This is a genomic window from Streptomyces sp. NPDC033178 (assembly GCF_055577685.1).
In genome coordinates this window covers 17,256-30,468 of sequence record NZ_JBVIPT010000022.1, presented here as the reverse complement: position 1 = coordinate 30,468, position 13,213 = coordinate 17,256, and the positions used below count along the sequence as shown (strand labels likewise).

General features: G+C 71.8%; 11 protein-coding genes and 1 pseudogene. 7 read left to right on the top strand and 5 right to left on the bottom strand.

The window, feature by feature from the left end; all coding sequences use genetic code 11:
• Positions 1-61 precede the first annotated feature (61 nt).
• Entirely contained in the window at positions 62-457 is a 396-nt protein-coding gene (locus ACZ5VQ_RS40520) for a RidA family protein (RefSeq protein WP_469109475.1), read from the top strand.
• 72 nt (positions 458-529) lie between these two features.
• Here the strand turns inward: ACZ5VQ_RS40520 and ACZ5VQ_RS40515 are convergent, their stop codons facing one another.
• Positions 530-1,045 (bottom strand): YceI family protein, encoded by a 516-nt coding sequence (locus ACZ5VQ_RS40515; RefSeq protein WP_362075157.1) that lies wholly within the window; start codon positions 1,043-1,045, stop codon positions 530-532.
• Positions 1,046-1,150: 105 nt separating this feature from the next.
• Here ACZ5VQ_RS40515 and ACZ5VQ_RS40510 point away from each other — a divergent pair, with 105 nt between their 5' ends.
• The gene (locus ACZ5VQ_RS40510) at positions 1,151-1,786 is read left to right on the top strand and encodes a MarR family winged helix-turn-helix transcriptional regulator (protein WP_469109376.1); all 636 of its coding nucleotides are present in this window, start codon (positions 1,151-1,153) and stop codon (positions 1,784-1,786) included.
• Between the two features lie 234 nt (positions 1,787-2,020).
• Here the strand turns inward: ACZ5VQ_RS40510 and ACZ5VQ_RS40505 are convergent, their stop codons facing one another.
• Positions 2,021-3,412 (bottom strand): SGNH/GDSL hydrolase family protein, encoded by a 1,392-nt coding sequence (locus tag ACZ5VQ_RS40505; protein ID WP_469109375.1) that lies wholly within the window; start codon positions 3,410-3,412, stop codon positions 2,021-2,023.
• A gap of 101 nt (positions 3,413-3,513) precedes the next feature.
• Positions 3,514-4,911 carry an extracellular catalytic domain type 1 short-chain-length polyhydroxyalkanoate depolymerase gene (locus tag ACZ5VQ_RS40500; RefSeq protein ID WP_469109374.1) on the bottom strand — a complete coding sequence of 466 codons (1,398 nt, stop codon included), beginning with the start codon at positions 4,909-4,911 and terminating at the stop codon, positions 3,514-3,516.
• A gap of 295 nt (positions 4,912-5,206) precedes the next feature.
• On the opposite strand from ACZ5VQ_RS40500, the gene ACZ5VQ_RS40495 reads away from it, so the two are divergent.
• Complete coding sequence (locus tag ACZ5VQ_RS40495; protein WP_469109373.1) at positions 5,207-5,878, top strand: enoyl-CoA hydratase-related protein; 672 nt, start codon at positions 5,207-5,209, stop codon at positions 5,876-5,878.
• Positions 5,879-5,881: 3 nt separating this feature from the next.
• Here ACZ5VQ_RS40495 and ACZ5VQ_RS40490 read toward each other — a convergent pair whose 3' ends face one another.
• A complete protein-coding gene (locus tag ACZ5VQ_RS40490; RefSeq protein ID WP_469109372.1) occupies positions 5,882-6,649 on the bottom strand; it encodes an SDR family NAD(P)-dependent oxidoreductase in 768 nt (255 codons plus the stop codon).
• A complete protein-coding gene (locus ACZ5VQ_RS40485) occupies positions 6,646-7,626 on the bottom strand; it encodes an alpha/beta hydrolase fold domain-containing protein (protein ID WP_469109371.1) in 981 nt (326 codons plus the stop codon). Before ACZ5VQ_RS40485 ends, ACZ5VQ_RS40490 begins: the two co-directional genes overlap by 4 nt.
• A gap of 83 nt (positions 7,627-7,709) precedes the next feature.
• On the opposite strand from ACZ5VQ_RS40485, the gene ACZ5VQ_RS40480 reads away from it, so the two are divergent.
• The 4 genes and pseudogenes from ACZ5VQ_RS40480 (at position 7,710) to ACZ5VQ_RS40465 (ending at position 13,205) form a co-directional block, all read left to right on the top strand.
• Positions 7,710-8,399, top strand: coding sequence for a TetR/AcrR family transcriptional regulator (locus ACZ5VQ_RS40480; protein ID WP_469109370.1), 690 nt, complete (start codon positions 7,710-7,712; stop codon positions 8,397-8,399).
• A gap of 179 nt (positions 8,400-8,578) precedes the next feature.
• Positions 8,579-10,833, top strand: a pseudogene (locus ACZ5VQ_RS40475) (MMPL family transporter).
• Positions 10,834-11,514: 681 nt separating this feature from the next.
• Positions 11,515-12,552, top strand: coding sequence for a sensor histidine kinase (locus ACZ5VQ_RS40470; protein WP_469109369.1), 1,038 nt, complete (start codon positions 11,515-11,517; stop codon positions 12,550-12,552).
• Complete coding sequence (locus ACZ5VQ_RS40465; protein ID WP_469109368.1) at positions 12,549-13,205, top strand: response regulator; 657 nt, start codon at positions 12,549-12,551, stop codon at positions 13,203-13,205. The genes ACZ5VQ_RS40470 and ACZ5VQ_RS40465 overlap by 4 nt, the downstream gene beginning before the upstream one ends.
• The last annotated feature ends 8 nt before the right edge of the window (positions 13,206-13,213 follow it).

Here is a 13,213-nt window from a genome sequence, read left to right as displayed (position 1 = left end):
GCCGAGGGCCGTACGTACTCCCCATGAATCGAATGGAGCTGACGTGGCAGCTGATGTGACAGTGGAACGGACGGCGGTCAACCCGGTGACGTGGTCGGTGGAGATGGGGTTCAACCAGGGCGAGGTCGTCTCCGGGCACACCCGCACCCTGTACATCTCGGGGCAGACCGCGATGGACGGCGACGGCAAGCCCCGGCACGACGGCGACATGGCGGCGCAGCTGGCGCTGAGCATCGACAACCTGGAGGCCGTGCTCGGCGAGGCCGGCATGACTCTCGCGAACCTCGTCCGGCTCAACGTCTACACCACCGACGTCGACCTGCTCTTCCAGCACTACGGCGTGCTGGCGGCGCGGTTGGGCGCCGCCCGGGTGGCACCGACGACCACGATGCTCGGGGTGACACGCCTGGCGATCCCCGGCCAGCTGGTCGAGCTGGAAGGAACCGCCGTCGCGTGATGCGACCTCGCCGCCTCCGCGTGCCCGGCAGCCCGACGCCGGGGGCGGCCACGTCGACGTACGGAAATCCGCCTACGCGGACGTACGCGTGAAGCCGAGCGTCGCCGTGACGGTGGTCAGGCCGCGGATCATGCCCATCTGGTTCCAGCCCATGCCGAACTGCTCCCGGTCCACGGTGAACTCCGCGGTGAGCGTGACCGCGGAGGCGGTCGCACCGGTGACGCGGGCGGTGACGGTCTGGGGGCGGCTGATGCCGCGAGCGGTCAGCTGACCGGATATCTCGACGGTGTCGTCCTGGCGGACCGTGGCGTTGCGGACGGCGAAGACGAGGGAGGGGTGCCGGTCGGCGTCGAAGAAGTCGCTGCCGTGCAGGTGCTCGTCACGCTTGCGGTTCTTGGTGTCCAGGGACGCGGCGTCCAGGGTGATCGTGCCGCGGGCGGTGCCGTCGGGCTGGACCTCGCCCTCACCGGTGACGCCGGCGAAGACGCCCTTCACGTTGACCAGGCCCCACATCGTCCTGTGCTTGATGGCGACGGTGGTGCGGGCGGGGTCGAGCTGCCACAGGCCGGTTTCTACGGCGACGGTCATGGGACTTCTCCTGATGGTTTCGAACGATCGACTCAGTAATCCAAATTTGGATGACGCCACGCTAGCCGATTATCCAAAATTGAACAACGGGTAGACTTGGGGACTATGGCCGATTCCTCCGCCCCCGCCGACCAGCCCGAACGCGAGCCGACGGGCGACGCCGGGCTGCCGGCGGGCGGAGACGGGGGATCGGCGGCCGGAGACGGGCTGCCGGCGGGCAGCGACAGGCCGCCTGCGGGCGATGCCGGGCTGCTGCCGGCCGAGCTGCGGGCCTGGATGCGTCTGCTGGCCGCGGCCGGGGCGATCGAACAGTCGCTGCGTTCCCGGGTCAAGGACGCCATGGGGATCTCGCACGACGAGTTCCTGGTGCTGTGCCTGCTGGCCGACCAGCCCGGCTCCAGCCTGCGGATGACGCGGATCGCGGAGCTGCTGGGGCGCCCGAAGACGCGGCTGACCTATCAGGTCGCCTGCCTGCAGCACGCGGGGCTGATCAGCAAGAGCTCGGCCTGCGGCGACCGGCGCGGCATCGAGGTGACACTCACGGACAAGGCCCGCCGTCTGCTGAGCGAGTCCTCGCGGCCCCTGGCCGACGCCGTCTCCGAGGCCATCGCCCGGACGGCCTGCGCCCAGCGGTACACGCAACTGCACGATCTGCTGCCGGTGCCGCCGTTCCCGGCAACCGAGGGGCACGGCACCGAGAGGCACGACGCCGAGGGGCACGACGCCGCCAAGCCTGAGTAGCGGCCCGCCGAAGGATCACGGACCCGCGAAGGGCTGCGGCCACGGGGAGCACCCCCTCGACCGCGGCCCTTCACCACACGGCATACATACCGTCAGAAGCCGGAGAACACCCGGCGGAGCAGGACGGCCGGACCTGGCTCCGCGCCGCTGCCGAGGTGGCTGAGCACCTGGCAATCCGGGAAGACGGCGGTGAATCGGCGGCCCGGTTCGGGGCCGCATTCCACACGGGGCCGGTCACGAGGACGCCCCTCCCCCGACGGACCGGAAGAGCCGCAGCGGGACGGCCGCGGCCAGCGTTCGGTAGCCCTCCGGGTTGAGGTGGAGCCAGTCCCCGTCGTGCAGGGTGGACAGCAGGCGGTGCGGGTCCTGCGGGTCACGGACGGCACGGTCGAAGTCGATCACCGCGTCGAACGTCCCGCTCGTACGGATCCAGGAGTTGACCGCCCGCCGGGCCGACTCACGGTGCCCGTCGGGGTCGTCGTACATGGTGTTGCCGCCGAACGGCGTCAGCGTGGCCCCGTACACCCGGATGCCCTGCGCGTGCGCGCGGACCACGATCTGCTCGTACGCGGCGATCAGTTCGGCGGTGACGCCCCGCTGGGCGGCCGGGGTGGCCGCGGCGGTGCCGATGTCGTTGACCCCTTCGAAGACGACCAGCCAGGAGACGCCGCTGCGGGACAGGACGTCGCGGTCGAGGCGGGCCAGGGCGTTGGGGCCGAGGCCGTCGTTGAGGACGCGGTTGCCGCCGGCGGCCTGGTTGAGGACCGCGACGTCCGAGGTCTCGGCCCGGGCGTGCAGCCGGTCCAGGAACCGGTCCGGCCAGCGGTTGTTCCCGTTGGTGGTGGAGCCGCGGCCGTCGGTGAGGGAGTCGCCCAGGACGGCGACCGCCGCCGTGCCACGCCCGGAGAGCGCCTCGACATCGCTGAGCAGATACCAGTGGTTGACGGGAGTCGCCTCCGGCAGGTCCAAGTCCCTTGTGTGGTCGGCCTTCTGGAGGTACGAGGTGGTGCGTGATCCCGGGTGCGAGGTGAGCGCGAGGGAGGGCTGGCCCTCGGCCAGATAGGCGGTCACGGTCAGGTTGGAACCCGGCCGGAGGTCGAAGTCCAGGGCGTCCGAGACGACTTGGGCTCCGGCGGGCACGGTCGCGAACCCACGCCCGCCGAACGTCACCCGCCGCAGGGTGCCGGGCTCGATCGCGGCGACCCCGGCCCGTCCGTCGAGCGGGAGCGCCACGGTCACCGCCGTGAGCGGCAGCGCGGTGTCGCCGAAGGCGTTGGAGAAACGCAGCCGCACCCGCTCGCCCCCGGTCGAGACGCGCACGGTCTGCCGCAGGGTCGTGTCGGTCAGGACGGCCCGGTCCTCCGTGAACGGTGGCGGCGGCATGTTGCCCGGCTCGGTGAGCTGCGGCATCGCGGTCCAGGTGTTGACCCAGTGCCGGGCGGCGGACGACACCGCCGGACGGCCGGCACCCCCTTCCGTGGCCCGGGTCTCCTTGACCAGGGCGACCAGTGCGACCACTGCGGACGAGGTCACGACGAGGGCGAGGACGAGGACGAAGGGGGTGAGCAGACGGGTGACCAGGCGGGCGAACGGGACTCTTCTCGGCGTGGACGGCTTCACGGGCATGCTGAACTCCTCCGGAGCGGCGGACGGGGTTCCTGGCGGCCGAGGACGCGCCTCCGGCCGCCAGGATGTGACAGAACGTCATGAACGATGCTGATGAGCCGTCAATTCACAGAACACACCGTTCCGTTGAGGCTGAACGCGGTCGGAGCCGCGCTGTTTCCGCCGTGATTCGCCTGATAGCCGATGCCGACGCTCGCGTTCGGCGCGATCGTGCCGTTGTACGTGGCGTTGGTGGCGGTCACCGTCCCGCTCGCCGGGGTGTACGTGGCGCCCCAGCCGTTGGTGATGGTCTGCCCGGAGGGCAGGGTGAAGGCCAGCTTCCAGCCCTCGATGCGGGCGGTGCCGGTGTTGGTGATCGTCACGGAGCCGGTCAGTCCCGTACTCCACGCGTTGGTCGTGACGGTCACCCTGCAGGCGCCCGGCTGGGGCTCGGGCCCGGGGCCCGAGTTGTCCAGGCCGAAGAACGTGAGCACCCTGGCCGCCATGCCGTACGCGTACAGGTTGTGACCTACGCCCTGGAGGCTGATGGCCTCGACGGGAGCCCGGTCACCGGTGGAGCCGTACCGGGTGCGGGTCCAGCCGGACTGGGGCGAGTCCGTGGCGGCCGGGGTCTGGCCGACACCCAGCACATTGGTCCACTGCTTGACCTCCTCCCCGAAGTTGGGGTAGCGCAGGACGTCGTCCTCGGTGCCGTGCCACACCTGCATCCGCGGCCGGGGCCCGGTGTAGCCCGGGTAGGCGGCACGGACCAGGTTGCCCCACTCCTGCGGGGTGCGGATCACGGTGCCGCCGGAGCACGCGCTGTTCCACTCGGAGCCGTCGGTGGTGGCGAAGCAGCCGAACGGTACGCCCGAGAACGCGGCGCCCGCCGCGAACACGTCGGGGTAGTCGCCCAGCAGGACGTTCGTCATCATCGCGCCGGAGGAGATGCCGGTGGCGAAGATCCGACCGGTGTCCGCGGAGTAGGTGCGCGTCACCCAGTCGACCATCGACTTGATGCCGACCGGGTCGCTGCCGCCGCCTCGCCTCAGCGCCTGCGGCGAGGAGACGTCGAAGCACTTGCTGGCGCGGGTGACCGACGGGTAGACGACGATGAACCCGTAGCGGTCGGCGAGCGAGGCGTACTCGGTTCCGGAGTACATCGCCGGGCCGGATCCCGTGCAGTAGTGGACGGCCACGACGATCGCGGGGTTCGCGGTGACACTGTCCGGCACGTACAGGTACATCTGCAGATTGCTGGGGTTGGCGCCGAAGTCGGTGACCTCGGTGAGTGCGGCGGTGGGTGCCGCGGCGGGTCCGGCCTCGGGGGCGGCGGCCGGTACCGCGGCAGGGGCGGCCGCGCGGGTTGCTGCCCCCGACGTGGTCGGCTCCGTGCGGGCCGAGGCCCCGGGTGCGCCGAGAAGCAGGGTCGCGAGCAGGGAGACGAGCGCTCCGAGGAGCACTGCGAGCCCCGAACGCGACGGTCTCCTCACGGTGTTGCTGCTGCCAGTGGCGGACATGTCCGTCCCTTCCGGGTCGCGGCTCGTGGGGAGGCCGCGATGGAGTGATGGCGTGGTGGAGCGACACCATGCGACGGGGCCGGTCGCATGGCATGGTCATGACTGTCGTGGAAGCGCTCCCACAGCGGGAGACCGAAACCGGCCACTGCGTGACGCGCGGACCGCTGCACGCTCCCCCTCGCGGACCGTTGCGCGTTCATCTTCGCGGACCGTTGCGCGTTCATCTTCGCGGACCGTTGCGCGTTCACCCTCGCGGGCATAAGTTACCGATAGGTAACCTCACGAGGGAGTCATCATGCCCATGCTCGACCGCCAGGACGACGTCTTCGTACTCGACCTCGGGGACGGCGAGAACCGCTTCCACCCCGACTGGATCGCCTCGGTCGGCTCCGCGCTGGACGAGGTGGAGAAGACTGAGGGGCCGCGCGCCCTGGTGACCGCCGCGACCGGCAAGTTCTACTCCAGCGGCCTCGACCTGGACTGGCTGTTCGCGCACGCCGACCAGCAGCAGGAGTACGTCATCGGCGTCCAGGAGCTGTTCGCGCGGATGCTGTCCCTGCCCGTGATCACGGTGGCCGCCCTCCAGGGGCACACCTTCGCGGCGGGCGCGATGTTCTCGCTGGCCCACGACTTCCGTGTGATGCGCGAGGACCGCGGTTTCTGGTGTCTGCCCGAGGCCGACATCAACATCCCCTTCACTCCGGGCATGTCCGCGCTGATCCAGTCCCGGCTGACCCCGCAGACCGCGCACGAGGCCATGACCACGGCCCGCCGCTACGGGGGCGGCGACGCCCTCGCCGCCGCCCTCGTCGACCGCGCGGTGCCCGAGGACGCCGTACGCGCGACCGCCGTGGAACTCGCCCGGGCCCAGGTGGGCAAGGCCGGCCCGACCCTCGGCACCATCAAGTCCCGTATGTACGAGCTCGTCCTGACGACCCTGCGGAACAGGGACAACCCCCTCGGCTGAACGTCAGACGGCGGCCCAGCCGTTGTCGACCGGCAGGATGACGCCGTTGATGTTGCCGGCGGCGTCGGAAGCGAGGAAGACGATGGCCGCCGCCTGCTCGTCGGCGTCCGCGGCGCGGCCGACATTGCCCCGGTAGCCCATGATCACGGACGGACCGAGGGCATCCTGGTCCAACTGGACCTGGATGCCCGTCACCGTGCCGCCCGGGGCGATGGCATTGGTCCGTACGCCCTTGTCCCGGTACATCACGGCGAGCGACTTGGTCAGCCCGGCGACGCCGTGCTTGGAGACGGTGTACGCGGCGCCGGCGGCGCTGCCGCGCAGGGACGCCTCGGAGGCGGTGAAGACGATCGCGCCCTTGCCGTTCGCGAGGAGGTGGGGCAGCGCGGCGCGGGTGAGCAGGAAGGGCGCGGTGAGATTGATCCGCAGGACGCGCTCCCACTCGTCGTCGTCCGTCTCCCCCGCGGCGGACATCCTGTCCATGATTCCCGCGTTGTTGACGAGTACGTCGATGCCGCCGAAGGTGTCCACTGCGGTGGCGACGACCTGGTCGACGGTCTGCTGCTCGCTGAGGTCCCCGACCACGGTGACCGCGGAGCCGCCCGCCGCGACGATCTCCTCGGCGGCCTCCTTGGCGCCGTCGGCGTTGAGGTCGGCGAGGACGACACGGGCGCCCTCCGCCGCGAAGCGCAGGGCGGCGGCGCGGCCGATGCCGGACCCGGCCCCGGTGACGACGACCGACTTGCCCGACAGGCCTGTGCTGGTGCTCATGGCTGGTTCTCCCTCGGGGTGTTCCCGGGCCCGGGGGTCGTGGCCCGGCGTACGTGCGCGGCGATCAGGGCGTACACGCTCCTGGCCGTTTCGGCGTCCTTCTGGTCGTAGCCGTGGTCGGCTCCGGGGACGTCGTAGTGGTCGAGAAGCGCACCGGCCCTGCGCAGCCGCTCGGCGTACCGGACGCCTTCCGCGCGCAGGAGGTCGTACTCCGCGGTGACGACGAAGGCCGGGGCGATGCCCGTGAGGTCCGCGGTGTCCGACGGATGGGCGGGCGAGACCAGGCGGTCGGTGCGCCGCCGCGGGTCCGGCACGTACGCGGAGTCGAAGACGTCCGCCATCCAGGGGCGCAGCACCGGCTTGGCGATGGCGGCGCGCTTGTCGCGGGCGTGGGTCGCGAGGTCGAGGGGCGGATAGTGGAGGACCTGGAGCGCGATGGACGGGGCCCTGTCGTCCCCGGCCTCCAGTGCCTGGCGGGCCACCGCCGCCGCGAGGCCGCCGCCCGCGCTCTGGCCGCCCACCGTGAGCCGGTCGCCGTCCCAGCCGTGCTCCGCGCCGTGCCCGGCGACCCATCGGACGATCTCGTACGCCTGATGGGGCGGGGCGGGAAACGGGTGCTGGGGAGCGACGACGTAGTCCACGTTGACCACCGCGACGCCCGCTTCCGCGGCGAGGAAACGGCACAGGGGGTCGTCGAGTTCGATCGGCGGCAGGACGTAGCCGCCGCCGTGGAAGTTGACGTGCACGGGTGGAGCCGAGTTCGGGGTAGAGCCGGGGGCGGCATCGGTGCCGGGCAGGTAGACGACCGCACGGGCCGGGCCGGCCGAGGTCGGGACCGTCAGCTCGCGGATGTTCCTCGGGTACTCCGGATAGCGGCTGAACAGGGAGGACGCGATACGCCGGTCCGCCAGGGCGGTGAGACGCTGCATCGCCCTGGCGGCCAGAGAGGCCATCGCCGGCCGGGCGAGAAAGGGCATGACGGCTCCGTTCGGTTGGACCCCCGCCACTATCCAGCATATGTCGGTTAACCAACAAGTGGCGGAAAGGATACGCTCGCACCATGCCCGCACGTCCCATGGATCCCCGCACCCGCCGGTCCCGCTCCGCCCTGGAGACCGCCCTGCGCGAACTCATCGCCGAGCGGGACCTCAGCCAGATCTCGGTCTCGGACATCACCAAGCGCGCGGGGGTCAACCGGTCGACGTTCTACGAGCACTACACCGACGTGCACGACCTGGCCGCCGCCGCGTGCACGACGGTCTTCGACGAGTTGGTGGCGGCCAGCCCCGCGGCGGTCCCACCGGCCACCCCCGACGGCGGCCCCCCGGACAACCCCCTGCCGGACCTCTTCGCGCACGTGGCCGAACACGCCCCCCTCTACCGGGCCCTGCTCGGCGACGACGGCAGCGCGCGGGTCATCAACCACCTGCTCCAGCGCATGACGGTGACAGCCCACATCAGCCGGAGCCCGGCCCAGGCCACCGGACCGTACGAGGCGTCCGTCCCCGCCGACGGGGCGGTACGGCCTTCCTCCCTCGCCGACGACCCGGTGGCCGGCGGCGGCACCCCGCACGACCCGGCGGCCGCGTTCGTGGCGGGAGCCGTGCTCGGCAGCATCGTCGACTGGCTGCGCCACGACTGCCCCGGCACACCGGAGGAGATGGGCGCCGCCCTCTGGCCGCTGCTCATCGGCATCGCGGCGGCGGCCGGCTGGGAGACCGAGCGGTCTGGATCCCCGGCGGCCGGCTAGCCGTGCGCCGAGGCGCGTGTTCCCCGGGATGAGGGCGGAGTAGTACCGCGGTACTACTCCGCCCCGCCGTTATCGCATCTCCGGTGCCGCAGGTGGCCGGGATTCCCTCCCTAGCGTGAGACACGGGTCGCGCAGGCCCTTTTCTCCGTCTCGACGACGACTCTGCTGGGAGTAATTCCGTGGCCACCTTCCTCTACCGGCTCGGCCGGTTCTCGTTCAGGCGACGACGGCTCGTCCTGATGCTGTGGATCGCGGTCCTGGCCGCCGTCGGCATGGGCGCGGCCAGTGTGTCGTCCAGTACGTCGGACACCTTCGCCATCCCCGGCACCCAGTCCCAGAAGGCGCTGGACCTCCTGGAGAAGGAGTTCCCGCAGGCGTCGGCCGACGGGGCCACGGCACGCGTGGTGTTCGAGGCGCCCGACGGGCAGAAGCTGACGTCCGCGGCGCACAAAGGGGAGGTCGAGTCGCTGGTCGCCGACCTGAAGTCGGCGTCCCAGGTGGCGAGCGTCGCCGACCCCTACACCAGCGGCACCGTCAGCAAGGACGGCTCCGTCGCCTACGCCCAGGTGACCTACAAGGTCGCCCAGGCCGACATCACCGACGCCGCCCGCGCCGACCTGGAGCACGTCGCCGAACAGGGCGAACGGGCCGGTCTCGCGGTCAGCATGGGCGGAACGGCCGTCAACGAGGAGTCCCATCAGAGCGCGGCCGAGCTGATCGGCATCGTGATCGCCGCCCTGGTGATGGTCATCACCTTCGGCTCGCTGGTCGCGTTCGGCTCGCTGGTCGCGGCCGGACTGCCGCTGCTGACCGCGCTCTTCGGCGTCCTCGCGGCGATCTGCGGGATCACCGTGGCGGGCTCGTTCATCGACCCGAGCTCCAGCACCAGCACGCTGGCGCTGATGCTGGGCCTCGCGGTGGCCATCGACTACGCCCTCTTCATCGTGTCGCGCTACCGCGGCGAGCTGAAGGAGGGCCACGAGCCGGAGGAGGCCGCGGGGCGCGCCCTGGGAACCGCCGGATCGGCGGTGGTGTTCGCCGGGCTGACCGTGGTCATCGCGCTGGCCGGGCTCAGCGTCATCGGCATCAAGATCCTCTCCGACATCGGCCTCGGCGCCGCGTTCGCGGTCGTCGTCGCCGTGGTCATCGCGCTCACCCTGCTGCCCGCGATGCTCGGTTTCGCCGGTACGCGGATCTCGACCGGGAAGCTCAAGACGCGCCGTATGCGGGCGATCGAGCAGGGCGGGCGCGAGCCGATGGGTGTGCGCTGGTCGCGGTTCGTCCTGCGCAACCCATGAAGGTCCTCGGGGTCTCGGTGGCCGGCCTGCTCCTGCTCGCCGTCCCGGCCCTGTCGCTGCAACTGGGCATGCCCAGCGACGCGACGGCCACCCCCGGCAGCACCCAGCGCACCGCCTACGACACCATCACCGACGGCTTCGGGCCCGGCTACAACGGGCCGCTGACCGTGGTCGTCGACGCCCGCGGCAGCGACGACCCGAAGGCCGCCGCCCAGGACGCGGTGACCCTGCTCGGTGACCTGCCCGACGTCGCCTCCGTCAGCCCCGCCTCGTTCAACGAGACCGGTGACGTCGCCCTGATCCGTGCCGTCCCCGGCTCCTCCCCCACCAGCGAGGACACGGTCGGCCTCGTGTCCGACATCCGCGACCGGGGCGCCGCCCTGCACGAAGACACCGGCGCCGAGCTGATGGTCACCGGCACCACCGCCCTCAACATCGACATCTCCGGCAAGCTGAACGACGCCCTGATCCCGTACCTGTGCGTGGTCGTCGGCCTCGCGCTGATCCTGCTGATGCTGGTGTTCCGCTCGATCCTCGTCCCGCTCAAGGCCGCCGCCGGCTTCCTGCTCAGCGTCCTCGCCACACTCGGTGTCGTCGTCGCCGTCTTCCAGTGGGGCTGGCTCGCGGACGTCTTCGGCGTCGACCAGACCGGCCCGGTCGTGAGCGTGCTGCCGATCTTCATGGTCGGCGTGGTGTTCGGACTCGCCATGGACTACCAGGTCTTCCTCGTCACCCGGATGCGGGAGGAGTACGTCCACGGGGCCGAACCGCGGGAAGCGGTGATCGCCGGTTTCCGGCACGGGGCCCGTGTCGTCACGGCCGCCGCGGTGATCATGATCTCCGTGTTCGCCGGGTTCCTCTTCAGCGACACCGCGCTCATCAAGTCGATCGGCCTGGGCCTCGCCGCCGCCGTGTTCTTCGACGCCTTCGTCGTACGGATGACCATCGTCCCCGCGGTCATGGCCCTGCTCGGCCGCCGCGCCTGGGCCCTGCCCGGTCGGCTGGACCGGATACTGCCCAACGTGGACGTCGAGGGCGAGAAGCTGCGGCACCTGCTGGTGAAGGACGCCGAGAGCACCGGGGGCAGGGGCGAGGGCGAGGAGATCCCCGAGCCGGTCCACACCGGCAAGGGCTGAACCGCCCGCGCAGGCGAGGGCCAGGGCCGGATCGCCCCACCGGCAAGGACCACGGCCGAACCACCCGCGCCGACGAGAGCCGAGCCGGTCGCCACCGCCCACGGCCCGGCTGTCGCCACTGCCCGCAGCCCGGCTGTCGCCACCGCCCACGGCCCGGCTGCCCCCACCTGCCGCGACTCGGCTGTCCGCACCGGCCAGGGCCGAGCCCGTCGGCCGTACGATCCCAGCAGGGCGTACGGCCCGCACGGCGGCGGCACCCGCACCGGCCCTGCCCACCCGGCCCCGCCCGCCGGTCCCAATCCCCCGGGGGCCGGCGGGCGGCCCCCGCACAACGAGAGGCCGTCAGGATGTGACCGCACCAACCGCTCCCGGGCCCGGGCCATCGGCTCCTTCCGTCGCGTCCGAGACCCTGCTGGACGGGACGAACCGGGGCTCGGACGTCGCGGTCATGAAGTGGCTCAGCCGGACGAGACAGGCGGACCTGGACCATCCGGGGGTCAGGCGCTGGGTGGTGCCGCTGCTCTGCGCCGGTCTCGGTCTCCCGGCCGTGCGGAACGCGGCGAACGGCATCGGAGCCGCCGTACCGACGGTGCTGGTGCTGATCGTCGCGTTCTGTGTCCACTGCTGTGGCGGCAGCAGCGCCCCGTCCTGGTCTTCGCCCTCACCTCCGCCGTCTCCGCGGTGGCCCTCACGCTGGACGCCGACACGGGCGCGGAGAGCGCACGGATCGTGGCACTGCTCAATGTGGGCCGCAGCGTCAGACCCGCCCAGCTGGCGGTCTGTCTGGCGATCGCCGTCGCGCAGACGACCGTGGCGGTCGTCGTCCGCGGCGCCGAACAGCCGAACCAGCAGTTCCTTGAGACGCCGGTGCTGGCGATCGTGCAGTCGGCCCTCGTGATGGCGGTCGCCGCGGCGGGCCTGGTCGGCCGGGTCATGAACGCGTACATCCGGGCCCTGCACGAACGCGCCGTCCGCCTGGAGGTGGAGCGCGACCAGCGGGCCCGCCTCGCCGCCGCCGCCGAACGCGCCCGCGTCGCCCGGGAGATGCACGACATCCTCGGCCACACCCTCGCCGTGATCGTCGGCCTCGCGGGCGGCGCCGCCGGACTCACCGAGGCGAAACCGAAGCGGGGCGCCGAGACGCTGCGCATCATCGCCGACAGCGGCCGCGGCGCCCTGGCGGAACTTCGCCGCCTCCTGTCCGTCATCGGCGAGGAACGCGACACCGCGGAGGCCCCCCCGAGACCCGGCACGGGACACCCGCACCCCGGCCCGCCCCTCGCTCCCCAGCCGGGCCTCGCCGACCTCGACCCCCTCCTCGATGGCGTCCGCGGCGCCGGCCCCACCGTCACCCTGCACACGCGGGGCGCCCTCACCGGTCTCGCCCCCGGACTCCAACTGGCCGTCTACCGCGTGGTCCAGGAGTCCCTGACGAACACCCTCAAACACGCGGCGTCCGACACCACGGTCCACGTCTCCCTCACGACGGACGACACGTCCGTGCACGCCACGGTCGAGGACGCCGGCCCTTCCCGCACCCCGCACTCCCCCGACCCGCAGGACGAGGGCCGCGGCCTGGTAGGCATGCGCGAACGGGCCGCCCTGTACGGGGGAAGCGTCACCGCGGGCCCGAACACCCACGGCGGCTGGACGGTGGAGGCCCACTTCCTGACCACCACCACGGCACACACGGCACCCACGGAGAAGCGTCCCGCATGACGACTGTCCTCATCGTCGACGACCAGGCCCTGCAACGCCTCGGCTTCAGCATGCTCCTGGAACAGCACCCCGACCTGACCGTGGTCGGCGAGGCCACCCACGGCGCCGAGGCGGTCCGTATGACGGCCGAACTACGCCCCGACGTCGTGCTGATGGACGTCCGGATGCCGGGCATGGACGGCATCGAGGCCACCCGCCGCATCGTGGAGTCGGGCGGCCGTTCGCGCGTCCTGGTCCTCACCACCTTCGACCTGGACGAATACGCCTACGCGGCCCTGCGCGCGGGAGCCAGCGGCTTCCTGCTGAAGGACGCCCTCCCCGACGAACTGACGGCGGGCATCCGGGCGGTGGCCTCCGGCGACGCGGTCATCGCCCCGGGCCTGACCCGCAAACTGATCGACGCCTTCTCCGCCCACCTCCCGGGCACCACCCCCGCCCAGGACCGCCAACTCACCGCCCTCACAACGCGCGAACGCGAGGTTCTGACGGCCATCGCCACGGGCTGGTCCAACGCCGAGATCGCCACCCGCTTCTCCCTGGCCGAGTCCACGGTCAAATCCCACGTCAGCCACATCCTCGCAAAGATCGGGGCCAGGGACCGCGTACAGGCGGTGATCTTCGCCTACGACATGGGGCTGGTGCGGCCGGCCTGAGCGGGCCC